General features: G+C 56.8%; 18 protein-coding genes, 1 tRNA gene, 2 rRNA genes, 1 pseudogene and 1 riboswitch. Of the genes and pseudogenes, 17 read left to right on the top strand and 5 right to left on the bottom strand.

The window, feature by feature from the left end; translation table 11 throughout:
- The first annotated feature begins 594 nt into the window (after nt 1–594).
- From RBH71_RS13025 to recQ, 4 genes are all read left to right on the top strand, one after another.
- Nucleotides 595–3,401 (top strand): 23S ribosomal RNA (locus tag RBH71_RS13025).
- A 220-nt stretch (nt 3,402–3,621) separates the two neighbouring features.
- A 5S ribosomal RNA gene (gene rrf / locus RBH71_RS13030) occupies nt 3,622–3,736 on the top strand.
- A gap of 257 nt (nt 3,737–3,993) precedes the next feature.
- Nucleotides 3,994–4,070 (top strand) — tRNA-Met (locus RBH71_RS13035).
- Between the two features lie 196 nt (nt 4,071–4,266).
- Nucleotides 4,267–6,075: a DNA helicase RecQ gene (recQ, locus tag RBH71_RS13040; protein WP_003514238.1), complete on the top strand. Its 1,809-nt coding sequence runs from the start codon at nt 4,267–4,269 to the stop codon at nt 6,073–6,075.
- A 54-nt stretch (nt 6,076–6,129) separates the two neighbouring features.
- On the opposite strand, the gene RBH71_RS13045 is transcribed toward recQ, so the two are convergent.
- Nucleotides 6,130–7,362 carry an ROK family transcriptional regulator gene (locus tag RBH71_RS13045; RefSeq protein ID WP_003514239.1) on the bottom strand — a complete coding sequence of 411 codons (1,233 nt, stop codon included), beginning with the start codon at nt 7,360–7,362 and terminating at the stop codon, nt 6,130–6,132.
- A 266-nt stretch (nt 7,363–7,628) separates the two neighbouring features.
- Between RBH71_RS13045 and RBH71_RS13050 the strand changes: the two genes are divergently transcribed.
- The 8 genes from RBH71_RS13050 to nrdF all read left to right on the top strand — a co-directional run bounded on the left by RBH71_RS13050 (nt 7,629) and on the right by nrdF (nt 15,777).
- The gene (locus RBH71_RS13050) at nt 7,629–8,651 is read left to right on the top strand and encodes a sugar ABC transporter substrate-binding protein (protein WP_003514241.1); all 1,023 of its coding nucleotides are present in this window, start codon (nt 7,629–7,631) and stop codon (nt 8,649–8,651) included.
- Between the two features lie 223 nt (nt 8,652–8,874).
- Nucleotides 8,875–9,957: an ABC transporter permease gene (locus RBH71_RS13055; protein ID WP_003514243.1), complete on the top strand. Its 1,083-nt coding sequence runs from the start codon at nt 8,875–8,877 to the stop codon at nt 9,955–9,957.
- The gene (locus RBH71_RS13060; protein ID WP_003514244.1) at nt 9,957–10,739 is read left to right on the top strand and encodes an ATP-binding cassette domain-containing protein; all 783 of its coding nucleotides are present in this window, start codon (nt 9,957–9,959) and stop codon (nt 10,737–10,739) included. The genes RBH71_RS13055 and RBH71_RS13060 overlap by 1 nt, the downstream gene beginning before the upstream one ends.
- Entirely contained in the window at nt 10,736–11,365 is a 630-nt protein-coding gene (locus RBH71_RS13065) for a nucleoside triphosphate hydrolase (RefSeq protein WP_003514247.1), read from the top strand. Before RBH71_RS13060 ends, RBH71_RS13065 begins: the two co-directional genes overlap by 4 nt.
- Nucleotides 11,366–11,496: 131 nt before the next feature.
- Nucleotides 11,497–11,721: riboswitch (cobalamin riboswitch) on the top strand.
- Nucleotides 11,722–11,976: 255 nt separating this feature from the next.
- Nucleotides 11,977–12,198 (top strand): glutaredoxin-like protein NrdH, encoded by a 222-nt coding sequence (gene nrdH / locus RBH71_RS13070; protein WP_003514250.1) that lies wholly within the window; start codon nt 11,977–11,979, stop codon nt 12,196–12,198.
- A gap of 12 nt (nt 12,199–12,210) precedes the next feature.
- Nucleotides 12,211–12,609 (top strand): class Ib ribonucleoside-diphosphate reductase assembly flavoprotein NrdI, encoded by a 399-nt coding sequence (nrdI, locus tag RBH71_RS13075; protein ID WP_003514252.1) that lies wholly within the window; start codon nt 12,211–12,213, stop codon nt 12,607–12,609.
- Nucleotides 12,597–14,786, top strand: a complete 2,190-nt coding sequence (gene nrdE, locus RBH71_RS13080; protein ID WP_080580932.1) for a class 1b ribonucleoside-diphosphate reductase subunit alpha — start codon at nt 12,597–12,599, stop codon at nt 14,784–14,786. The genes nrdI and nrdE overlap by 13 nt, the downstream gene beginning before the upstream one ends.
- A gap of 16 nt (nt 14,787–14,802) precedes the next feature.
- Nucleotides 14,803–15,777, top strand: a complete 975-nt coding sequence (gene nrdF / locus RBH71_RS13085) for a class 1b ribonucleoside-diphosphate reductase subunit beta (RefSeq protein WP_323687395.1) — start codon at nt 14,803–14,805, stop codon at nt 15,775–15,777.
- A gap of 28 nt (nt 15,778–15,805) precedes the next feature.
- Here nrdF and RBH71_RS13090 read toward each other — a convergent pair whose 3' ends face one another.
- Nucleotides 15,806–16,918 (bottom strand): alpha/beta hydrolase, encoded by a 1,113-nt coding sequence (locus RBH71_RS13090; RefSeq protein WP_003514263.1) that lies wholly within the window; start codon nt 16,916–16,918, stop codon nt 15,806–15,808.
- Between the two features lie 156 nt (nt 16,919–17,074).
- On the opposite strand from RBH71_RS13090, the pseudogene recF reads away from it, so the two are divergent.
- From recF to RBH71_RS13105, 3 genes and pseudogenes are all read left to right on the top strand, one after another.
- Nucleotides 17,075–18,201, top strand: a pseudogene (gene recF, locus RBH71_RS13095) (DNA replication/repair protein RecF).
- A gap of 22 nt (nt 18,202–18,223) precedes the next feature.
- Nucleotides 18,224–18,994 carry a molybdopterin-synthase adenylyltransferase MoeB gene (locus RBH71_RS13100; RefSeq protein WP_003514265.1) on the top strand — a complete coding sequence of 257 codons (771 nt, stop codon included), beginning with the start codon at nt 18,224–18,226 and terminating at the stop codon, nt 18,992–18,994.
- Nucleotides 18,987–19,463, top strand: coding sequence for a GNAT family N-acetyltransferase (locus RBH71_RS13105; protein WP_003514266.1), 477 nt, complete (start codon nt 18,987–18,989; stop codon nt 19,461–19,463). The genes RBH71_RS13100 and RBH71_RS13105 overlap by 8 nt, the downstream gene beginning before the upstream one ends.
- Nucleotides 19,464–19,541: 78 nt before the next feature.
- Here the strand turns inward: RBH71_RS13105 and RBH71_RS13110 are convergent, their stop codons facing one another.
- Nucleotides 19,542–20,546 (bottom strand): 2-hydroxyacid dehydrogenase, encoded by a 1,005-nt coding sequence (locus RBH71_RS13110; protein WP_003514267.1) that lies wholly within the window; start codon nt 20,544–20,546, stop codon nt 19,542–19,544.
- 180 nt (nt 20,547–20,726) lie between these two features.
- On the opposite strand from RBH71_RS13110, the gene RBH71_RS13115 reads away from it, so the two are divergent.
- Complete coding sequence (locus RBH71_RS13115) at nt 20,727–21,260, top strand: SH3 domain-containing protein (protein WP_003514268.1); 534 nt, start codon at nt 20,727–20,729, stop codon at nt 21,258–21,260.
- On the opposite strand, the gene RBH71_RS13120 is transcribed toward RBH71_RS13115, so the two are convergent.
- Nucleotides 21,253–22,245: an adenosine kinase gene (locus RBH71_RS13120; protein WP_003514270.1), complete on the bottom strand. Its 993-nt coding sequence runs from the start codon at nt 22,243–22,245 to the stop codon at nt 21,253–21,255. The two genes, RBH71_RS13115 and RBH71_RS13120, sit on opposite strands and share 8 nt — an antisense overlap.
- A 535-nt stretch (nt 22,246–22,780) precedes the next feature.
- Between RBH71_RS13120 and RBH71_RS13125 the strand changes: the two genes are divergently transcribed.
- Nucleotides 22,781–23,725 (top strand): AEC family transporter, encoded by a 945-nt coding sequence (locus tag RBH71_RS13125; RefSeq protein ID WP_013635221.1) that lies wholly within the window; start codon nt 22,781–22,783, stop codon nt 23,723–23,725.
- 15 nt (nt 23,726–23,740) lie between these two features.
- Here RBH71_RS13125 and RBH71_RS13130 read toward each other — a convergent pair whose 3' ends face one another.
- Nucleotides 23,741–24,757 (bottom strand): class I SAM-dependent methyltransferase, encoded by a 1,017-nt coding sequence (locus RBH71_RS13130; protein WP_003514275.1) that lies wholly within the window; start codon nt 24,755–24,757, stop codon nt 23,741–23,743.
- Nucleotides 24,758–24,822: the final 65 nt, after the last annotated feature.

Consider the following 24,822-nt stretch of genomic DNA (forward strand, 5'->3'; position numbering starts at 1 on the left):
ACCGGCCTGTGTGGGTGGATTGATCGGTAAGTTGAATATCCTTTTGAAGAAATAAAAGTTTGCATCTTCTGCTAAGGAAGATGCCTGTTCTGAATACATTGTGAAGAGAAGATATGTCTGGAAGCGTCCAGGTGTTTTGGGTTTATGCCTGAAACGTCCGAGACCAATCCTTGTGAAACCATGTGATGGCTTAGTCGGCCGGAATTGGTGGAGGGGTTGGAGGTAGGAAGGATCGCTTGTCCGAGGCATTTTTGTTGTTGGAGCTTTTGCTCCTCTGATGGGAATGCTGGATTGATGTTGCCTGACCGCGCATCACCGGATGATATCTCGAGAAGCTGGTCTTAATGATACGACCTCGAAGTGCACCGGCGTGCCTTCAAAGAGGATTGTATCGAACACGTCGATGTCATCGTTAGTGTTGCGGTTGTAAAAGGTAACCGTAACCGTTGTTCCTCTCTTTATCGTTAGAGATGGAATGGCTTTCGCGGCAGATTGAGTTTTGCCCGGATGGCCCGATTTGGCACCCCTTTGAGCGTAAGCGAGAAGGAAAGGTTCTGCCAAATCCAACAGATGATGAGCATAGACAATGAGAACGAAGAAGTGAATTAAGGGCATTTGGTGGATGCCTTGGCATGCACAGGCGAAGAAGGACGTGATACGCTGCGAAAAGCCGTGGGGAGCTGCGAATAAGCTTTGATCCATGGATCTCCGAATGGGGCAACCCACCTTAAATGCTTGGAAAATCCAGTCTGTTTTATGAACGGCCTGGGTTTCCAAGCATTGTGATAAGGTATCTTACTTTCGAATACATAGGGGTAAGAAGCGAACGCAGGGAACTGAAACATCTAAGTACCTGCAGGAAAGGACATCAACCGAGACTCCGTAAGTAGTGGCGAGCGAACGCGGACCAGGCCAGTGGCAATGATGAATAAAGCGGAACGATTTGGAAAAGTCGGCCATAGAGGGTGATAGCCCCTTACGCGTAGAACAGTCATTGTCCTTGAGTAGGGCGGGGCACGTGAAATCCTGTCTGAACATGGGGAGACCACTCTCCAAGCCTAAGTACTCGTGCATGACCGATAGCGAACAAGTACCGTGAGGGAAAGGTGAAAAGCACCCCGACGAGGGGAGTGAAATAGAACCTGAAACCGGATGCCTACAAACAGTCGGAGCCCGCAAGGGTGACGGCGTACCTTTTGTATAATGGGTCAACGACTTAGTGTAACTAGCAAGCTTAAGCCGGTAGGTGTAGGCGCAGCGAAAGCGAGTCTGAATAGGGCGATTGAGTTAGTTGCATTAGACCCGAAACCGAGTGATCTAGCCATGAGCAGGCTGAAGGTTGGGTAACACCAACTGGAGGGCCGAACCCGTATCTGTTGCAATAGATTGGGATGACTTGTGGCTAGGGGTGAAAGGCCAATCAAACTCGGAAATAGCTGGTTCTCCGCGAAATCTATTTAGGTAGAGCGTCGACCGAATACCCTCGGGGGTAGAGCACTGGATGGGCTATGGGGACTCACCGTCTTACTGATCCTAACCAAACTCCGAATACCGAGGAGTACTAGTCGGCAGACACACGGCGGGTGCTAACGTCCGTCGTGAAAAGGGCAACAACCCTGACCTCCAGCTAAGGTCCCCAAGTCATGGCTAAGTGGGAAAGGATGTGAGGATCCCAAAACAACCAGGATGTTGGCTTAGAAGCAGCCATCATTTAAAGAAAGCGTAACAGCTCACTGGTCTAAATAAGGGTCTTTGCGCCGAAAATGTAACGGGGCTAAAGCCATGCACCGAAGCTGAGGATGTGACAGTTGTAGTGACTGTTGCGTGGTAGCGGAGCGTTCCGTAAGTCTGTGAAGGCGGACCCGTGAGGGCTGCTGGAGATATCGGAAGTGCGAATGTTGACATGAGTAACGATAAAGGGAGTGAGAGACTCCCTCGCCGAAAGACCAAGGGTTCCTGCTTAAAGTTAATCTGAGCAGGGTTAGCCGGCCCCTAAGACGAGGCGGACACGCGTAGTCGATGGGAACCACGTTAATATTCGTGGGCCTGGTGGTAGTGACGGATCTCGTGTGTTGTACATTCTTACTGGATTGAATGTGCGGCGAAGAGGTTCCAGGAAATAGCTCCACCGTATAGACCGTACCCGAAACCGACACAGGTGGTCAGGTAGAGTATACCAAGGCGCTTGAGAGAACTATGTTGAAGGAACTCGGCAAATTGCACGCGTAACTTCGGAAGAAGCGTGACCCCATTTTACGCAAGTATGATGGGGTGGCACAGACCAGGGGGTAGCGACTGTTTATCAAAAACACAGGGCTCTGCGAAGTAGCAATACGACGTATAGGGTCTGACGCCTGCCCGGTGCTGGAAGGTTAAAGGGAGGGGTGCAAGCTCTGAACTGAAGCCCCAGTAAACGGCGGCCGTAACTATAACGGTCCTAAGGTAGCGAAATTCCTTGTCGGGTAAGTTCCGACCTGCACGAATGGCGTAACGACTTCCCCGCTGTCTCCAACATAGACTCAGTGAAATTGAATTCCCCGTGAAGATGCGGGGTTCCTGCGGTCAGACGGAAAGACCCCGTGCACCTTTACTATAGCTTTACACTGGCATTCGCCAAGGCATGTGTAGGATAGGTGGTAGGCTTTGAAGCAGGGACGCCAGTTCTTGTGGAGCCATCCTTGAAATACCACCCTTATCTTCGTGGATGTCTAACCGCGGTCCGTTATCCGGATCCGGGACAGTGTATGGTGGGTAGTTTGGCTGGGGCGGTCGCCTCCGAAAGAGTAACGGAGGCGCGCGATGGTGGGCTCAGACCGGTCGGAAATCGGTCGTCGAGTGCAATGGCATAAGCCCGCCTGACTGCGAGACTGACAAGTCGAGCAGAGACGAAAGTCGGTCATAGTGATCCGGTGGTCCCGTGTGGAAGGGCCATCGCTCAACGGATAAAAGGTACGCCGGGGATAACAGGCTGATGACCCCCAAGAGTCCATATCGACGGGGTTGTTTGGCACCTCGATGTCGACTCATCGCATCCTGGGGCTGGAGCAGGTCCCAAGGGTATGGCTGTTCGCCATTTAAAGCGGTACGTGAGTTGGGTTCAGAACGTCGTGAGACAGTTCGGTCCCTATCTGCCGTGGGTGTAGGAATATTGACAGGATCTGTCCCTAGTACGAGAGGACCGGGATGGACGTATCTCTGGTGGATCTGTTGTCCTGCCAAGGGCATAGCAGAGTAGCTATATACGGAATGGATAACCGCTGAAGGCATCTAAGCGGGAAACCAACCTGAAAACGAGTGTTCCCTATCAGAGCCGTGGAAGACGACCACGTTGATAGGACGGGTGTGGAAGCATGGCAACATGTGAAGCTTACCGTTACTAATAGCTCGATCGACTTCTTCGTTCCCATTGTTCATGCTCATCAAAGATGAGCATCATCTGTTCTGTCCTGACGCGCATAGCGCTCCGGACGGGCCGCGCCACAGGGCGCGACGACCTCTGGTCTGTATGGCAAACATACGGGAAGGTCGCAGAAAGACGTGTTAAATTAAATGAAGCGCAAGCTTCCCAGCTTCTCGAAACAACACTCATGTGAAAACATGAACTGTGTTGCGTTTTGCCGACCTGGTGGTTATCGCGGGGCGGCTGCACCCGTTCCCATTCCGAACACGGCCGTGAAACGCCCCAGCGCCAATGGTACTCCGTCTCAAGACGCGGGAGAGTAGGTCGCTGCCAGGTCTGCAAAACGCAACAAATATCTTCTCAAGCAAACTCTTCGGCCCAGCCGATACAAAGGGCCGCTCAAAGCGGCCTTTTTGCATTGCGTAACATGAAAACATAAGGAAAACGCCTCGTGCGTCCCTTAAAGGAGACAAATCGCCTTCGGCAATTTGCTCCGGCAATATACATCACAGCCTCCCTGTGATGCAGTCGCGATAAATCCCATAGGGATTTACGCTGGTCGCGATAAATCCCATAGGGATTTACGCTGGTAACGCGGGGTGGAGCAGCCCGGTAGCTCGTCAGGCTCATAACCTGAAGGCCGCAGGTTCAAATCCTGCCCCCGCAACCATCTTCACAAAAACCCCGTAGCTTAAGCTGCGGGGTTTTCCTTTTGCGAAATACCTCAAATAACATCCAAACCTATATAAGTTCGCATCGTTCACAATTGGCGCTCTTTTTTCTGCGACTCATTCAGCCTTTCTGCGTTGCGATAGCCCCTGATTTGACCATGATGCGTAAACCGTCCAGCTCATAAGAAAGCCAACGTGACCGCCGATCCCTTGCAGATTCTCAAGACCGTCTATGGCTACGATACGTTTCGTGGACAGCAGGCCGAAATCATCCGGCATGTGATGGCAGGCAACAATGCATTTGTATTGATGCCAACAGGGGGCGGGAAGTCGCTTTGTTACCAGATTCCGGCGCTCGCCCGTCAGGGAATGGGGCTGGTTGTTTCGCCCCTGATCGCGCTGATGGTCGATCAGGTCGCCGCCTTGCGTCAGGCAGGTGTGCGCGCAGAAGCTCTCAACTCCGATCTTTCCCCAGAAGAGCGGCGGGCACTCTGGCAGGATATGCGGGCTGGCAAGGTCGATATTCTCTATGCTGCGCCGGAGACCCTTCTTAAGCCGGATGTTCTGAATGCGCTTCAACCTATCAGCCTGTCGCTGATCGCGATCGACGAAGCCCATTGTCTATCGCAGTGGGGGCACGATTTCCGTCCCCCGTACCGCCAGCTAGACACGTTGATCGAGCGCTTTCCGGATACGCCACGCATGGCGCTGACGGCGACTGCGGACGAGCCAACCCGCGCCGAAATTCTGGGTCATCTCGGGATCAACGGAAGCGACGCCTTCATAGCCGGATTCGATCGGCCAAATATCCGCTATGCGATCATGGAAAAGGATAATCCACGTACACAGCTGAAGCGCTTCCTGACGGGTCGCGAGGACGAAAGCGGCATCGTCTATTGCCTTTCCAAACGCAAGGTCGATGAGACGGCAGCCTGGCTGCGCGAGGAGGGGCGTGATGCGCTGCCCTATCACGCCGGCATGGACAAGGCCGCCCGCGAGGCGAACCAGACCCACTTCCAGCATGGTGAAGCGGTCATCATGGTTGCAACCGTGGCTTTCGGTATGGGCATCGACAAACCGGATGTGCGCTTCGTCGTGCATATCGATCTGCCCAGCAGCATCGAAGCCTATTATCAGGAAACCGGCCGTGCCGGCCGTGATGGTCTGCCGTCCGACGTGCTTATGCTTTACGGTTATGAAGACATCGCATTGCGCAACCGCTTTATCGAAGAGTCGGATGCGGGCGACCAGCGCAAAAACATGGAGCGCCGGAAGCTCGATGCGTTGCTTGGCCTCGCGGAAACCGCCGGTTGCCGTCGGCGGGTGCTTTTGTCTTATTTCGGCGACCATTGCGAGCCCTGCGGCAATTGCGACACCTGTGCGGAACCGCCGGACCTGTTTGATGGTGCCATTGCCGCGCAAAAGTTGCTGTCCTGCATTTACCGCACGGGAGAACGTTTCGGCCAGGCCTATGTCATCCGCGTATTGCTGGGCATGGAAGATGAACGGATATCGAGCTTTGGTCACGATCGGATCACGACCTACGGCATCGGCAAAGAGCACGACAATCGCACCTGGCGGGCCATCCTGCGCCAGATGGTTGCGCTGCGCCTGATCGAGGTTGATCTGGCCGGTCACGGGGGATTGTCCATTTCCGAAGAAGGGAGGCGGTTCCTGCGCGAAAAGCCGTCCCTGATGTTGAGGATACCGTCCGCTCCCCGTTCGGCGCGACAACAGGCGACTCGCAAGCCCGCCGCCACTGTTTTACCGGAGGCCGATCGCAGCCTCTTTGAGGCGCTGCGTGCGAAGCGCATGGAAATTGCCCGCGCACAGAACGTTCCGCCCTATGTGATTTTTCACGACAAGACGCTCATTGAGCTTGCGGCAGCAAGACCGGCTTCTGTGGGAGAAATGGCGCGGATACCCGGAGTGGGAGACACAAAGCTGGAACGATACGGCCCTGCTTTTCTGGCGGCTATCATGGAACATGCCGCCAGCGAGTGACCATTTGAATCCGGCAAAGAGTCCCGCCAGGAAATTTCGGCAGGGCCTGAAACCTCAACCTGTCGTGTCCTTGAACAGAACATTCTGGTCGATGAGATAACGGGAAAACAGGGGCAGGCTCGCTCCCCCGATAGCCCGGGCCTGGCTGCCGACTGCTCCCTCAATGATTTCCGGCAGCGTAACACCCTGAAGATCGTGATGTTTGAGGGCAAGACGGGTGGCGGAGACTATTCTTGCTCTGACCCAATCCGGAAAACCGCCGTCGATGATGACGCTGGAAAAATCGATGATGGAGGCTGCAGCGATGACGGCTTGCGCAAGGGCCGCGGCCGTTTTTCCAATCCAGTTTTCCAGCGGCTCTCCGAAATCGATCCATTCATCCGGCGAGAACCACAGGGGACGTGGATCGATGCCGCGTTCGCGCAACATGTTTTCCAGAACGAAGATGGAGGCGATTTTCAGAAGCTGGACCGTGTTGCCGTCCTGCCCCTGGACCGGCAAGGGGCCGATTGCACCGGCGGTGCCCGTCTTTCCGGAAAACAGTGCGGAGTTTAAAACGACACCGCCACCGATGAAGGATCCGATGAAGATATAGAGAAAATCGGGGTAGTTCTGGCCTGCACCAAAAACCAGTTCTGCACCGCAGGCACTGGTCGCATCGTTCTGCAGGAAAACCGGATAGCTGACGCCATCCGCAATTTCGGAACGGATATCGACGTCGCGCCAGCGCTCCATCTCATTCTGCGGCGCGCCCACCTCCTGCGCCCAGTTCCACAATTCGAACGGCGCGGCAATGCCGACACCGGCAATTTTTTGCCGTTCGGCCGGAGAGAGCTTGGATTCGAGTTCCGTGATACCCTCGATGACGAATGGCAAAATCCATTCCGGCATAGGATAGGGGTAAGTTCTGCGGAGCTTCAGCTTGATCCGGCCGACGAAATCCATCAGCACCAGATCGACGCTGCGACGGCCGATTTTTACGCCAAACGAGAAGACGGCATCGGGATTGAGGCGCATCGGCGTCGAAGGCTGCCCGACTTTGCCGCGCAGTCTTTCGCCACGAATAAGAAGACCGTCACTTTCGAGCGAGCGCATGATGACCGAGACAGTCTGCGCCGAGAGACCGCAAAGCCTGGATATTTCGGCTTTCGACAAGCCGCCGTGGCGGCGAACCAGCGACAGCACAAGCCGCTCGTTATAAGCACGCACCCCAATCTGGTTGGCGCCGCCGCTCATATCCATGTTGGTGGACGGCGCGGGCGGCGCCGTCTCGACAGATTGTCTCATAGTTTCATCCTCCCGCCCGCCATATCCGCCGCGACCGATACATGCAGGCTTTATGGCAATCTTGCTATCGCAACGTTAAACGACGCGGCGATATTCCTCCCTGCCGCTTGTTAGAATGCCATACGGAATTAATAATTCAATCGGATTTATTTATTGACAGCCGTTTCCTTTGGTGGTTCCATCTGTGTCAACGGTCGCTGTTCTCGGAGGAGACGAGATCGTCGGGTAACCGTCACGGTACTCAAACATTCAATGGGAGGATTACAATGAAGACGACTGTTTCCGCTCTTCTGGGCGCGCTTGCGCTCGGCGTTTCTTTCGCGTCCGTCGCGTCCGCCGCCGATACTTCGGTTTGTCTTATTACCAAAACCGACACCAATCCCTTTTTCGTCAAGATGAAGGAAGGCGCTACCGCCAAGGCTAAAGAACTTGGCGTGACGCTGAAGTCCTATGCCGGCAAGATCGATGGCGATTCCGAAAGCCAGGTGGCCGCGATCGAGACATGCATTGCCGATGGCTCCAAGGGTATCCTGATTACCGCATCGGACACCAAGGGCATCGTTCCGGCCGTGCAGAAGGCGCGCGATGCCGGTCTTCTGGTCATCGCCCTCGATACACCTCTCGAACCCGTTGATGCCGCTGACTCCACTTTCGCTACCGACAATCTTCTGGCCGGCGAGCTGATCGGCAAATGGGCTGCCGGCACCCTCGGCGACAAGGCCAAGGACGCGAAAATCGCCTTCCTCAACCTTACGCCTTCCCAGCCAACCGTTGATGTTTTGCGCAACCAGGGCTTCATGAAGGGCTTCGGCATCGACGTGAAGGACATCAACAAGATTGGTGATGAAGACGACAAGCGTATCGTTGGTCATGATGTTACCAACGGTAACGAAGAAGGCGGCCGCTCTGCGATGGAAAATCTGCTGCAGAAGGATCCGACCATCAACGTCGTTCACACCATCAACGAACCTGCAGCTGCCGGTGCTTACGAAGCGCTGAAAGCCGTCGGACGCGAAAAGGATGTTCTGATCGTTTCCGTCGATGGCGGTTGCCCTGGTGTCAAGAACGTTGCGGAAGGCGTGATCGGCGCGACGTCTCAGCAATACCCGCTGCTGATGGCGGCACTCGGCGTGGAAGCCGTCAAGAAGTTTGCCGACACCGGTGAAAAGCCGAAGCCGACGGCAGGCAAGAACTTCTTCGACACCGGCGTAACGCTGGTAACCGACAAGCCGGTCAAGGGTCTCGATTCGATCGACACCAAGGAAGGCCTGAAGAAGTGCTGGGGCTGATACTACACCGTTGAAATCGGCGGGGGGCAATTTGCCCCCGCCCTTGAACCGGAATGGTTTAAAAGAACGATCTGGGTGATCGGACAGGAACAAACGAGCGCGCCCGGCGTCCGTGGACGTAACTGAGGCACGCTTCTCAACAGTTTGAATCTACGCATTGTCCCCTCCGGAAAATAATCCCGGGTTCGGGGCTGATGCGATGGAGCGATCGGGAGGAAAATCCATGAGCGATCAGCCAGTGCGGGCTCAACCGCATAATGAATTTGAAAAAGTGCTGTCGGGAAGTTCGACCCAGGTCGCTGCTTTCGATACGCAAAACAAGAGTTTGCTTGAAAAATTCCAGCACTTTCTGCATTCCAGCCCGGCGGCCGTACCGCTGATCGTTCTGGTGTTGTCGCTGGCTGTCTTCGGCATGACCCTGGGCGGCAAGTTTTTCTCGGCCTTTTCGCTGACCCTTATCCTTCAGCAGGTGGCAATCGTCGGCATCGTCGGCGCGGCACAGTCGCTGGTCATTCTGACTGCGGGTATCGATCTTTCGGTCGGTGCGATCATGGTTCTGTCCTCCGTCGTCATGGGACAGTTTACGTTCCGCTATGGTTTGCCTGCCGAACTCTCGATTATCTGCGGTCTCGCAGTCGGCGCATTTTGTGGCTTTATCAATGGCGTGCTGGTTTCGCGCATGCGGCTGCCGCCCTTCATCGTTACACTGGGCATGTGGCAGATCGTGTTGGCCACCAATTTCCTCTATTCGGCCAACGAAACGATCCGCTCACAGGATATCGTCCAACAGGCGCCCATTCTCCAGTTTTTCGGCAACAATGTCCGCATCGGCAGCGCCGTCTTCACCTATGGCGTCATTGCGATGGTTCTGCTGGTTGCCCTGCTCTGGTATGTGCTGAACCGCACCGCCTGGGGTCGACATCTCTATGCAGTGGGTGATGATCCCGACGCAGCCGAACTTGCCGGCGTTAACGTCAAGCGCATGCTGACGACTGTCTACACACTTTCCGGGCTTATCTGCGCCTTCGCGGGCTGGGCTCTCATCGGCCGCATCGGCTCGGTATCGCCGACCGCCGGTCAGTTCGCCAACATCGAATCCATCACCGCAGTGGTCATCGGCGGCATATCGCTGTTTGGCGGACGCGGCTCTATCATGGGCATGATCTTCGGCGCGCTGATCGTCGGTGTCTTCTCTCTCGGCTTGCGACTTATCGGAACAGACCCACAATGGACCTATCTGTTGATCGGCGTCCTTATCATCTTGGCTGTCGCAATCGACCAGTGGATCAGAAAGGTAGCAGGCTGATGGCAAAAGAACCTATCCTCACAGCACGCAATCTCGTTAAACGCTACGGTCGTGTGACTGCGCTCGACAATGCCGATTTTGACCTTTATCCGGGCGAAATCCTCGCCGTCATCGGTGATAACGGTGCTGGAAAATCCTCTCTCATCAAGGCGATTTCCGGTGCGGTGACACCCGATGAAGGGGAGATCAAGCTTGAAGGCAAGCCGGTACAGTTCCGCTCGCCGATCGAGGCGCGCAAGGCTGGTATCGAAACCGTTTATCAGAACCTTGCGCTGTCTCCCGCATTGTCCATAGCCGACAATATGTTTCTCGGCCGTGAAATCCGCAAACCCGGTATTCAGGGAAGCCTGTTCAGGGCACTGGACCGTCCGGCGATGGAAAAGTTTGCCCGTGAGAAACTCTCTGAACTCGGCCTGATGACGATCCAGAACATCAATCAGGCGGTGGAAACCCTCTCCGGCGGCCAGCGCCAGGGTGTTGCGGTGGCGCGTGCAGCCGCCTTCGGCTCCAAGGTCGTCATCCTTGACGAACCGACGGCGGCGCTCGGCGTCAAGGAAAGCCGCCGCGTTCTCGAGCTTATTCTGGATGTGCGCGCGCGAGGGCTACCGATCGTTCTCATCTCGCACAACATGCCGCATGTTTTCGAGGTTGCTGACCGGATTCATATTCATCGGCTGGGCAAGCGTTTATGCGTCATCAATCCGAAGGACTATACCATGTCCGACGCCGTCGCCTTCATGACGGGCGCCAAGGAAGCGCCAAAGGAAACGCTGGCCGCATGACGTTGAAGCTTGAAACGATCGTCGAAGATGTTCTTCGGCGGGCAGAGGATAAATCTCGTTTTATCATTGCCATTGCCGGTCCCCCTGGGGCCGGCAAATCCACGCTGGCGGATGCCCTGTGCGGTGCCCTCGTGGCGCGCGGCGAGGCTGCGGCTGTCCTGCCCATGGACGGCTTCCATATGGATAACGGTATTCTCGAAGAACGGGGGCTCTTGCCGCGAAAAGGCGCACCGGAGACCTTCGACGTGCGCGGCTTTCTTGATATCGTCTCCGCAGTTCGTCAGGGCGGGCAAGAAGTTCTTGTCCCGGTTTTTGACCGCTCCCGCGAAATAGCCATTGCCTCCGCTCGCGCCATCGCGCCAGAAACACGCTTCATCCTTGCCGAAGGCAACTATCTGCTGTTGAGCGAGGCGCCGTGGACGAAGCTTTCCGGCAGCTTCGATCTTACCGTCTTCGTAGGCCCATCCGTTGCGGTGCTCGAGGAACGCCTGCGGGATAGATGGCAGGGCTATGGTCTCGATGCGACCGAGATTCACGCCAAACTGTTCGAAAATGATCTTCCCAACGGAAAGCGGGTGATTGAGAACTCCCGCCCCGCCGATATTCGCATCGATATCTGGGAATAACCCGCCGCTTCCGTCCGTAGGCGGCATCGAGCATTCACCGTTAAGCCTTTGTTGACCATGTGTTGAATCTTTTTGATCCACAGGGTGGGGCTTTCGCATGTCTAATTATTGACGAAAAAAATTCCTCATATACTATATGTGGTGTTCAAGGTTCTTTCGATTCGCAAGCGTCGGGAGCTAAGACGGGAATTCGGTGCGCAACACCATTATGGTGAAGCAATGCCGAAACTGCCCCCGCAACTGTAAGCGGTGAGCATCGTTCCGATTTGAGCCACTGGCGCTAAGTGCTCCGGGAAGGTGGGAATGGATGTTTTGACCCGCAAGTCAGGAGACCTGCCTTGAGCGAAAACGTCCACGGGCGGGGTGTCCGGAAGGAAGGTGTATGACGCAAATGAATTGCGTGCGCCCTTTTCTGCCGCCTCCAGAACAAGCTTCGGGGTGAAGTCATGCCAGTGCATTTTTATAAGTTTCTACGCTCGTCGGCGTAGACAGCGATCTTACGCGGCCTGACCCGCGCGCCTCGCCAGAATGACAGAACCATCGCCACCCGCTTGTGATTGCAGGCGGGCAATGTTGAGCCGTGCGTAAAAGCGGCTTCGAAAGAGGAAACTATGACCGTCACCGTTTACAGCAAGCCCGCCTGCGTCCAGTGCACTGCCACCTATCGTGCGCTTGACCGCATCGGTGTCAGCTACGAGATCGTCGATATCTCCGAAGATGCGGATGCCCTCGATCACGTTCGCGGCCTTGGTTACATGCAGGTTCCCGTGGTCGTTGCCGGCGAACGCCATTGGGCGGGTTTCCGTCCGGACATGATTGGCTCGATCAGCTGAGGAGGCGATGCGATGGGGCTGATCGTCTATTATTCCAGCCGGTCTGAGAACACTCATCGCTTCCTTCAGAAACTGGGGCGACGATTGCTTCGCCTGCCGCTCGGCGCCGAGGAAGACGTTCCTCACGTGTCGGAGCCCTATGTTCTCGTCACCCCCACCTATGGGGGTGGCGGCATGAAAGGAGCTGTACCGAAACCGGTTATCCGGTTTTTGAACGAGCCCTCAAACCGAAATCTCATTCGCGGCGTCATAGCGGCGGGAAATACGAATTTTGGCGCAGCTTTCGCATCCGCCGGAGATATCGTGTCGCGTAAATGCGCGGTGCCGTTTCTCTACCGCTTCGAGCTTCTCGGCACGGAGGAAGATGTCGCCAACGTCAATCATGGATTGGAACGATTTTGGACACGCTGACCTCGAGCGCGGTGCGCAACACGGATGCCAAACAACAAGTAACCGCTGCGCAGAAACACCTGGACGCGGGACTGGACTATCACGCGCTGAACGCGATGCTGAACCTCTACGATGAAAACGGGAAGATCCAGCTCGACAAGGACCGCCTTGCGGCACGGCAATATTTCCTTCAGCACGTCAATCAGAACACGGTGTTTTTCCATAATCTCAGGGAAAAGCTCGATTATCTCGTTACCGAGGGATATTACGAGCAGGAGGTGCTGGACCAGTATTCCTTCAATTTCGTCCGTGACCTCTACGACGAGGCCTATGCCAGAAAGTTCCGTTTTCCGACATTTCTCGGCGCCTTCAAATATTATACGTCCTATACGCTGAAGACCTTCGACGGAAAGCGTTACCTGGAGCGTTATGAGGACCGCGTCTGCATGGTGGCGTTGGCTCTGGCGCGTGGCGACGAGCAGCTTGCCCGCGATCTGATGGATGAAATCATTTCCGGCCGCTTCCAGCCGGCAACCCCGACCTTTCTCAACGCTGGCAAGAAAAGCCGCGGTGAGCTGGTTTCGTGTTTTCTGCTGCGTGTGGAAGACAATATGGAAAGCATCGGCCGGTCCATCAATTCAGCATTGCAGCTTTCCAAGCGTGGCGGTGGCGTAGCACTGTCCCTGACCAATATTCGCGAAGCCGGCGCGCCGATCAAACAGATCGAAAACCAGTCCTCTGGCGTCATTCCTGTCATGAAGCTGCTGGAAGATTCGTTCTCCTACGCCAACCAGCTTGGCGCGCGCCAGGGCGCTGGCGCGGTCTATCTGCATGCCCACCACCCGGACATCATGCGTTTCCTCGATACCAAGCGCGAAAACGCCGACGAAAAAATCCGCATCAAAACCCTTTCGCTCGGCGTGGTGATCCCTGATATCACCTTCGAACTCGCGAGAAACAACGAGGATATGTACCTGTTCTCGCCGTATGATGTTGAGCGGGTCTATGGCGTGCCGTTTACCGAGATTTCCGTCAGCGAAAAATATCAGGAAATGGTCGCCGACAGCCGCATCCGCAAGAAGAAGATAAAGGCACGCGAGTTCTTCCAAGTCATCGCAGAAATCCAGTTCGAAAGCGGTTATCCCTATATCATGTTCGAGGATACGGTGAACCGCGCCAATCCGATCGCCGGCCGTATCAGCATGAGCAATCTTTGCTCGGAAATCCTACAGGTCAGCGAGGCGAGCGAGTTCAACGACGATCTCTCTTACAGCCATATGGGCAAGGATATTTCCTGCAATCTCGGCTCGCTCAACATTGCTTCAGCAATGGATTCGGCTGATTTCGGCAAGACGATCGAAACCTCCATCCGGGCGCTGACGGCCGTTTCTGACATGAGCCACATCTCGTCTGTCCCTTCCGTGGAAAAGGGCAATGATGCGAGCCACGCCATCGGGCTTGGTCAGATGAACCTGCATGGCTATCTGGCGCGCGAGCGCATCTTCTACGGCTCCGAAGAGGGCATCGATTTCACCAATATCTATTTCTACACGGTGACCTATCACGCCATCCGCGCCAGCAATCGCCTCGCCACTGACAGGGGCCAGAGCTTCAAGGGCTTTGAAAACTCCAAATATGCCTCGGGCGACTACTTCGATAAATATACCGACCGGGAATGGCTGCCCGCGACGGAAAAGGTCCGCGACCTTTTTGAGAAAGCTGGCATTTCCATTCCGACACAGGAGGACTGGAAAGCGTTGAAGCAGGCCGTCATGGAGACCGGCCTCTATAACCAGAACCTTCAGGCCGTGCCGCCCACAGGCTCGATCTCCTATATCAACCACTCGACCTCCTCGATCCATCCCATCGTCTCGAAGATTGAAATTCGCAAGGAAGGCAAGATCGGCCGTGTTTATTATCCGGCTTCCTACCTTTCGAACGACAATCTCGAATATTATCAGGATGCCTACGAAATCGGTCCGGAAAAGATCATAGATACCTATGCGGCGGCCACCCAGCATGTCGATCAGGGTCTGTCGCTGACGCTGTTCTTCCGCGATACGGCAACGACGCGCGATATCAACCGGGCGCAGATCTACGCCTGGAAAAAAGGCATCAAGACCATCTACTACATCCGTTTGCGCCAGATGGCGCTGCAAGGCACGCAGGTTCAGGGCTGCGTATCCTGCACGCTCTGAATTGAGGGACAAGACAATGAATATTGCCGTAAAACCCGCGTCCCGTATTCGCGCGGTCAACTGGAACCGCATCGAGGATGACAAGGATCTCGAAGTCTGGAATCGCCTGACATCGAATTTCTGGCTACCGGAAAAGGTGCCGCTCTCCAACGATATCCCGTCCTGGGGAACGCTGAAGCCGGAAGAGCAGACCCTGACGATCCGCGTCTTCACCGGGCTGACATTGCTGGACACGATCCAGAACGGCGTCGGTTCCGTGCGCCTGATGGCGGATTCGGCGACGCCGCACGAGGAGGCGGTGCTTTCCAACATCTCCTTCATGGAGGCGGTCCACGCCCGCTCCTATTCCTCGATCTTCTCGACGCTCTGCTCCACGCCTGACGTCGATGACGCCTATCGCTGGTCGGAGGAGAACGAATTCCTGCAACGCAAATCCGCGCTCATCATGCGCGAATATGATAGCGGAAATCCGTTGAAAATGAAGGTCGCCAGCGTGTTTCTGGAGAGCTTCCTGTTCTATTCCGGCTTCTACCTGCCAATGTTCTGGTCAAGTCGCGCCAAGCTTACCAACACGGCCGATTTGATCCGTCTCATCATTCGCGATGAGGCCGTGCATGGCTATTACATCGGCTACAAGTTCCAGCGCGCGCTCGAACGTCTGGGCGAAGCGGAAAAACAGGAGATCAAGGATTTCGCCTTCGATCTTTTGCTCGAGCTTTACGACAACGAGGCCAAATATACCCAAGACCTCTATGACGGCGTTGGCCTGACGGAGGACGTCAAGCAGTTCCTGCATTACAACGCCAACAAGGCCTTGATGAATCTGGGTTACGAGGCGCTGTTTCCGCCCGAGGCTTGCCGGGTCAATCCTGCGATCCTCTCGGCGCTGTCTCCCAATGCCGACGAGAACCACGACTTCTTCTCCGGCTCCGGCTCTTCTTATGTCATCGGCAAGGCGGTCGCCACAGAAGACGAAGGCTGGGATTTCTGAACCGGTTGTCGCCAAGAACCCGCAAAAGTTATTGCGGGTTCACGACCTGGCTCGCAAGCCGGAAGGGGCTGGATACCGTTGCCCCGATAGCATCGAACACAAAGGCACCCGCGCGGCCTATGCCGTTTTCGCCGTTGCCGTTCCGGCTCGCCTCCAGTTGTGGCACCAGCGACGCGAGTGCCGCATAGCGGTCGTGGTTGAGCGGATCCGATGCCTTGAGCTTGGAGATGTCAACGAACTGAACGCCCTCTTTCAGGGCGGCTTCCTGCACTTGAGGATCGGTCACATCCAGCGCGCCTATGCGGGTGACGTCGGCCCCCAGGATGGAGGAAGCCTTCAGGGCGCGGTCGTCCTTGGAGACGAGAATGGTGAGCGGCGGATTGAGCCTTCCCACCACCTCGATCTGCTTGCGGAAAACATCGGCGTCGATATCCGGCGCGGCCAGCACTACCTGTAGTTTGGAGAGCACATCGTTCCTGCCTTCGAAGCGCAATTGTCGCAGCGCTTCCATGACCAGCCAGCCGCCCATGCTGTGACCGAACACGACAATGCTTTTTTTCGGTGTTTGCCTGGTAAGGTCGGTCAGCACCGTGGCCAGCGCGTCTCGCGAATAGGTCGCTGATTCCTTGTCGGCCACGTAACCGGTGACGCTCGCCTGGGACGGCCAGGAAAAGACCAGCGGCACACCATCCATATTGGCATCGGCTGCCATTTGTGCCGCACGGAACAAGGCTTCCTGATAGCTGTAATTATAGCCATGCACAAAAAGCGCAATCTGCTTGCCGGAGCGGGTGACGTCGCCAAGATCGGAATTGAAACGCGTTTTCGTCAGCATATCGGCTTTGGTGACGACAAAATCCTTGCTCGGGTTCGGCTTACCTTTGGACCATTCGATATTTCCGCTTTTATGGCTGGGAGGAATGGAAATGTCGAAGCGCGCATAATTCAGCTCAGCCGCCCGCCCAGCGCTAAAGCCCTTTTTGGCCTCGTTGTTTTTCTCCCGCGTGCTCGCCACATAGGCTGTCACGATTTTCGTATCGGTGGTCTTGGTGTTTATGGCCTGCAACACATCCGCCCCCGGCCTGCCCGCGCAGGATGAAAGAAGGCTGAGAGCGAGGAGGAGCGAAAAAATCAGGCGCATGGATGGGGTTACCGATAATGAGGGACCACGCATAAATAACCGGCCGCTCAAAAAGTTGCTACTGGAGACTGGATTGCGGTGTGGTTGCATTATGTTCAATGCGGACGACGCATTCCCCACCTTGCTATCCAGCTATGTTCGTTTTAGGCCGTACAGATGACGAATAAGGTGTCGCTTTTACGGCTGAAACTCACGGACTTCCGCAACTATGCGGCGGCGTCGCTCGCGCTGGATGACCGCCACGTGGTGCTGACGGGTGACAACGGTTCCGGCAAGACCAATCTCCTGGAGGCCGTTTCGTTTTTGTCGCCCGGAAGGGGCCTGCGCCGCGCCACCCTGTCCGATGTCACGCGAGTGGGGGCGGAGGCCGCCGGTTTTTCGATTTTTGCGGATGTCGACGGCATGGACGGCGAGGTCGCCATCGGAACCGGGATCGAGGGTGACGGCGAGGTAGTGTCGCGCCGCCTGAGGCTGAACGGGACATCGGTGAAGTCTGTCGATGAATTGACGGATCATCTGCGGGTGCTGTGGCTGACGCCTGCCATGGATGGGCTTTTTACCGGTTCATCCTCGGATCGCCGGCGTTTTCTCGATCGGTTGGTGCTCTCGCTCGATCCCGCGCATGGGCGGCGGGCAAGCGACTTCGAAAAGGCCATGCGCGGCCGCAACCGTCTGCTTTCGGAAGGCCGTTTCGATCCGGTCTGGCTGGACGGTATCGAGAAGCAGATGGCGGAACTCGGCATTTCGATGGCGCTCGCGCGCTATGAAATGTTGGGTCTTTTGAAGAGCCTCATCGAAGGCCGTTCCGGCAATGCTGCCTTCCCTCTGCAGCGCTGGCGCTCTCGGGTTTCATGGACGACACGCTCAACCGGCCGGCTGTCGATCTGGAAGACGAGTATAGGCTTACGCTGCGCGAAGGCCGGTATCGAGACGCGGCGGCAGGCCGCACGCTTGATGGACCGCACCGTGTCGATCTGTTCGTGCGCCATGCGGAAAAGAACATGGAGGCAGAGCGTTGCTCGACCGGAGAACAGAAGGCGCTGCTGGTGGGATTGGTGCTTGCGCATGCCCAGCTCACCGCCAACTTGACCGGCCATGCGCCGGTTCTGCTGCTCGACGAAATTGCCGCGCATCTGGATGAGGGCAGGCGGGCGGCTCTGTTCGATCTCATTCACGCGCTCGGTGGTCAGAGTTTCATGACCGGAACGGATGCGGCAATGTTCTCCGCCCTTGGCAACAGGGCGCAATTCTTCAATGTTTCCCACGGGGGCATCACGGCATGACAGCGAAAAAATGGAGTGCGACATGGACCCGCTGAGCCCGGACGAAATCGAACGCTACAAGCGCCATATTCTCTTGCCGGAAATCGGCGGTTCCGGGCAGCAGCGTCTGAAGGCCGCGCGGGTGCTGGTAATCGGGGCTGGTGGCCTCGGCGCGCCTGTCCTTCATTATCTTGCTGCAGCCGGTGTTGGCACGCTTGGCCTGATCGATGACGACGTGGTCTCCCTTTCCAATCTCCAGCGGCAGGTGATTCACGATACCGGCACGATCGGTGAGCTGAAAACGGCAAGCGCCCGCGCAGCCATCGCCCGGCTCAACCCGCATGTGCGTACCCTTGTTTTTGAGGAGCGTTTTTCGCAGATCTGGGCGCACACCCATCTGCCATCCTTCGATCTCCTTATCGACGGTTCTGATAATTTCGACACACGTTATGCCGCTGCCGATGCCGCAGAAGCTGCGAAAAGGCCGCTGGTAACGGGCGCTGTCGGCCGTTTCGATGGTTCGGTAACGGTGCTGAAACCCTATGAGGCGGGTGCCGATGGTAATCTGCTGCCGGGGTATCGCGATCTGTTTCCCGAGCCACCGCCGCAGGGGCTTATTCCGAATTGCGCGGAAACGGGCATCGTCGGCGCTTTGACCGGCGTGATCGGCACGATCATGGCCATGGAGGCCATCAAGGTGATCACCGCTGCTGGCGAGCCATTGGTCGGCCGCCTGCTTCTCTATGACGCCCTGTCGGCCCGCTTCGAAACCGTGCGTTACAAGCGCCGCCCTGCTGGAAAAAAACATGACTGAGGTCACAAGGATTGGCGAAGAATTCGAGCGCTGGCAGGAGCTGCTTGCGCTTATCATGTCGTCCTTCGCCTATATGGACGGCGTCATCGACCCACCATCGTCCGCTCACCGTTTGACGCTCGAAAATCTCGCGGAAAAGGCGAGGGCGGAGACCGCTTTCGTGGCGCTGGATGGTGATGAGATTGTTGGCTGCCTGTTTTGCCGGCAGGAACCACCGGCCTGCCTTTACGTCGGCAAGCTGTGCGTCTCCCTGAAAGCGCAGGGCAAAGGCATCGGCAAAATGCTTCTGGAACGGGCCGAAGCATTGGCCCGCGAATTGGCGTTACCGGCACTGCGGCTGGAAACGCGCATCGAGCTTGTCGGCAACCACGCGAAATTCGCCGCCTGGGGTTTCATCAAAACCGCTGAAAACGCCCATCCGGGTTACGACCGTACGACCTCGATTGAAATGACGAAATTCCTCGGCTGAGACGGCTCAATCTGTGATCCGCTTAGAGGCCTGCTTCTCCGTCCCATGTCACGAGCAGACACGGCTGTCTGAACCGGTTCAGTTCCGCCCCGGCAGCACCCGGTTCGGCGGTCGGTGTCCGTCGAAAAGCGTGCGGATGTTGATGATGACCTTGTCACCCATCTCGATGCGTCCCTCGATCGTTGCCGAGCCCATATGCGGAAGCAGCACGACCTTGCCTTCTCTCGCGAGCTTGATGAGCTTGGGATTGATTGCGGGCTCGTTCTCGTAGACATCGAGACCGGCTCCGGCGATCTTTCCGTCGCGCAGGCACTGGATCATTGCCGCCTCATCGATGATATCGCCGCGCGCCGTGTTGACGATGTAGCTTGTCGGCTGCATCAGCGCGAGCCGTCGTGCCGAGATCAGGTGATAGGTCGCAGGTGTGGAGGGGCAATTGACGGAAACAATATCCACCCGAGCCAGCATCTGGTCGAGGCTGTCCCAATAGGTTGCCTCAAGCTCCGCTTCCGTCGCCGGGTTGACGCGTTTGCGGTTGTGATAGTGTATGGAGAGGCCGAAAGCCTTGGCGCGCCGCGCAACTGCCGTACCGATGCGGCCCATGCCGACAATGCCGATGCGTTTGCCGGAAATGCGCCGTCCCAGCATCCAGGTCGGCGACCAGCCCAGCCATTCGTCGGCGCCATTGGCAAGTACGCGCGTGCCTTCGATCAGGCGGCGCGGCACGGCCAGCACCAGCGCCATGGTGATATCGGCGCTGTCTTCGGTCAGCACGTTGGGCGTGTTGGTCACTGTGATGCCCTTTCGGGCGGCCGCGTCCACATCCACATGGTCTATGCCGTTGGAGAAGCTTGCGATCAGCTTCAGTTGCGGCCCTGCTTTCTCGATCATGGCGGCGGTGATGCGGTCCGTGACCGTCGGCACCAGAACGTCGACCCGCTGCATGGCGGCCACAAGCTCTTCCTCGCGGCGCTGCGTATCGTCGATATTCAGTTCGGCATCGAAGAGTTCCCGCATTCTGGTTTCGACGACGTCAGGCAATTTGCGGGTGATATAGACTGTCGGTCTCTTCTTGTGGGTCATCGTTTGCCGCTGCCTTGTTCAGAAGTCATTAACCAGAAAGAGCGATAATTTCTTTCAATCAGGGCGTTTCTACCAGACCCACCGGCGAAGACAAATAAAACTCGCCGAAGCTTGAGGCGTGTGGAAACGAGCCTCCTCGAATTTAATCCGGTTTGCAGAAGGCAGGAAACGGAAATGGGCATGCGCAGTGTGGTTTCTATGGTTTGCATTGCATTGTCTCTGGGCCTCTTTGGTGTGGCGAACGAGGCCATGGCGCAAGGCGCTGCCAAAGGCGCAAGCGGCCTGCCTTTGCCGCGTTTTGTCAGCCTGAAATCCAAGCGCGTCAACATGCGCATCGGACCCAGCACGGATTATGCCGTTTCCTGGATGTATATGAAATCGGGAATGCCGGTTGAAATCATTCAGGAATATGAGAACTGGCGACGCATCCGCGATGCCGATGGCACGGAAGGCTGGGTTAACCAGGCGCTACTCTCTGGCGAGCGCACGGCCGTCGCCGCGCCGTGGATGCGCGGCAAGGGCAAGGATGTCTACGTGAACATGCGCCGCGACGCACAGTCGGGCGCCTCCGTCATCGCCCGGCTGGAGCCGGGCGTCGTCTTCAGGATCGGTGAATGCAACGGCGACTGGTGCCGCGCCGAGGCCGGTCAGGCCTCAGGCTGGGTGTCGCAGGGTGAAATCTGGGGTGCTTATCCCGGCGAGGCCTTTAAATAAGGCCGTTTTTCTCGCCCAGCGCCTTGAGCGATGACATCGGACGCGGCCCGACCTGCTGAATGACGGCGGCAGCAGCAAGGCAGCCGAGTTTGCCGCAGTCTTCCAGAGACCGATCCTGCGTGTAACCGAACAGGAAGCCGGCGGCGAAAAGATCGCCGGCGCCTGTTGTGTCGACCACGTCATACACTGGATAGGCTTCTACCTTCACGCGTTCCGTGCCGCGCAGGATAACGGCGCCTTCTTCGCTCATCGTTACCGCTGCGATCTTGCAATCGGCAGCGATTTTCGTCAGCGCCAGCTCGAAATCGTCGGTTTCATAGAGCGAGAGAGCTTCCTGCTTGTTGGCGAAAACGATGTCCACGGTGCCGGAACGCATCAGGTCGAGAAATTCTTCGCGGTATCGGCCTACGCAGAAACTGTCTGAAAGCGTCATGGAGACTTCACGGCCGTTCTCATGCGCAATGCGGGCGCAATCGCGAATGGCATCCTTGGCGCGCGGCGGATCCCACAGGTAACCTTCGAAATAGGTGACCTTCGTGTTCGCCACGACGTCTTCTTCTACATCTTCCGGACCGAGATCGACGCAGGCGCCGAGATAGGTGTTCATCGAGCGCTCACCGTCTTCCGTGACGAAGATCATCGAGCGGGCAGTCGGCGGAAACGTGCCTTCCGGCTTCGTTTCGAAATAGACGCCCTGCGCGCGGATATCGTGCTGGAAGATTTCGCCGAGCTGATCTTCGGCCACCTTGCCGAAATAAGCCGCCCTGCCACCGAAATTCGCCACGCCCGCCGCCGTGTTGCCCGCACTTCCGCCGGAGGCCTCGAGAGCGGGTCCCATCAGCGAATAAAGCAGTTCGGCCCGCTCCGCGTCGATGAGGTTCATCGCGCCCTTGGTGATGGCGTTATCATTGAGGAAGCGATCATCACAACGGGAAATGATGTCGACGATGGCATTGCCGACAGTCAGTACGTCGAATTTCGTCATAGGCCCTATCCGGTTTGCAGGGTGCACATTTTTGAACGGTCTTAAACAATTCTGGCGGCAAGAAAAGCCCAAAGGGGAAATATGCGGTTCTCCACCAGAGACAGAAACGCGTCATGTGCCTGTAATGTGGTTAAGCTATCACTCCGATCAGAGCAAACGGTGCGTGAATACGGACCAGAATAGAAGACATGAGGTCTTCTGGCTCACCCGTTATCTCCGTCACGGATGTACTGACGGCGTATAACGGATATGACAAAAGGCGGGGGAAACCCCGCTTTTTCTTTTGGTCCACCTTTGGTGCGCCCCTTTCTAGAGTGCCGCAAGCGGGTTTTCATTATAGACGGTACTCGAAAGACCGACCGCAGCGCCACTTGATCCAGTGACCGGTTTTGAGGGGCTTTCTGCAAAAATACCTGACGGAGCTACGTCGCGTATTGAATGAAACATCCGGGTGCAGCGTTTTCGCGATTCCATTCCCTTGGAAAAGGCTCTAAAGCGGAGTATCTCCCGCAAAAGCCGCGAAAGCTCTCCCTCCATGTCTGCCGTTGCCGCGAACGTCGCTCCGATTTTCATTCTTATCCTGATCGGCTGGCTCACCGTCAAGGCCGGCTTGTTCAGGGCTGATGCCGGTGAGATTCTCAGCGATTTTGTATTCAAGATCGCCGTGCCGACTTTGATCTTCCGCACTCTTGCGGAGGCGAATTTTCATGGCGCATCGCCCTTCCGGCTGTGGCTGACCTATTTCGCCGGCGTGGCCGTAACCTGGACGGTTGGGCATATCGTCACGCGGTACATCTTCAAGCAGGATAGTCGCATCGCCGTCATAGCCGGCATATCCTCGGCCTTTGCCAACAATATCTTCATCGGCCTGCCGCTCGTCGGGCGGTCCATCGGGGATGAGGGGCTGGTCGCCCTCTCCATTCTGCTGGCCATCCATCTGCCGGTCATGATGATTGCCGGTACCATCCTGATGGAGAACGCCACGCATAAGGCGGTGGGCGGCGAAAAGCGCAGCATGGCTTCTGTCTTCAGGCAGGTCGGCCGCAACCTCATCACAAATCCGCTGGTGATCGGACTTTTCATCGGGCTTTCGACCAATGTTTCAGGCGTGACGCTCACGCCCATCCTCAAGACCGTGGTTGATCAGATCGCGTCCATGGCGGGACCGGCAGCGCTCATCTCGCTCGGCATGGCGCTGACGAAATACACCATTCGCGGTAATCTGGGGATTGCTGTCACCATGACGGTTTTCAAACTGCTGCTTCTGCCCGCCTGCGTGTGGGCCATGGGCCATGCTCTCGGTCTCAGCCGGGAATGGACAGCTGCCCTCGTGCTCACCTCGTCGGTGCCGACAGGGGTGAATGCATGGCTGATCGCCAACCGCTTCGGCATCGGCCACAGCGTTGCGGCCTCCACCATCAGCATTTCCACGGCGACCGGTGTTCTCTCCGTGTCGCTGTGGGCATGGCTGTTGAGCTGATGATGCTCGAATTGCTTACTTCTGGGCGCTCAGGATCTTGAAGCGCGCGTTGCGGCATACCTCGGCGCTGGTGCGGAATTCCGCCGCCAGCACCGGCTCATAGGGCATGCCGCGATTGGCGACCATCAGCAGCTTTCCACCGTTGCGAAGCGCGCCGGCAGCCGTCTTGATAAAGGCCTGACCGAGAGCGGGTTCTGCCGCCTGTCCTGCCGCGTGGAAAGGCGGGTTCATGATGATGAGGTCGTATTTTTCTTTCGGCGGCTCGTTTGCAAGGTCCTGCCAGAAGAAGCGCGCCGTCAGTCGCGGATTGTTTTCAAGAAGATTGGTTTTGGCGAATTCGAGCGCGTTCCAGTCCGCTTCGAAAAGATCGATACGCGCCGTGCGCGGCGATTTTTCCGCCAGCATGACCGAGAGATAACCCCAGCCTGCGCCGAAATCGGCGGCGTTGCCGTCGAAGTCGGTCGGCAGGCGCGACGCGAGCAGCTCCGAACCATCGTCCACGCGGTCATGAGAGAACATGCCGGGCATGGCGGTGAAACGGCCAGCAACCGTAACGGAATGTTGCGCGAGTTTCGACACGGCAGATGCAACGTCTTCCGGCCGTTTGAACCAGAGGGCGACGCCGTGGTACTTCGGCGTCGATTCCGCCTCGATGCCAAGCTTTGCCAGCGTCTTGCGCAGCGTCAGAATGCCGTCTTCCTTCGATCCCGCCGCCACGATCAACCCACCCGCCTTGACGCGCGAGAGCGCTTCAGCGACGCGGTTTTCGTTCTCGCCGCGATGTTTGCCGCAAAGCAGCAACGCCGCATCGTAGTCCTCGCCGGAAATATCCGGCGTGACCTCTGCGTTCTGCGCCTGAAGAGCCCGGTAAAGCGGTCGAAAATTCTGAACCGAGACGATGTCAGCGTTAAAACCGTCTAGCCGCGGGCCGGCTTCCGCTCCCAGAAACAGAACGCGCTCGCCCTCTTTCGGCAAGTCGAGCATCTCTGCGGCAAAGGGATGGAAAAGGGTTTTAACAGCATCACGGCTCATTGGAGCGTCCTCAAGATGGAATAGAAAAAAGGCGCGGGCAAAACCCGCGCCTCGATAGGGTCTGG

It is taken from the genome of Rhizobium sp. AN68 (assembly GCF_030758035.1).
Lineage (GTDB): Bacteria > Pseudomonadota > Alphaproteobacteria > Rhizobiales > Rhizobiaceae > Agrobacterium > Agrobacterium tumefaciens.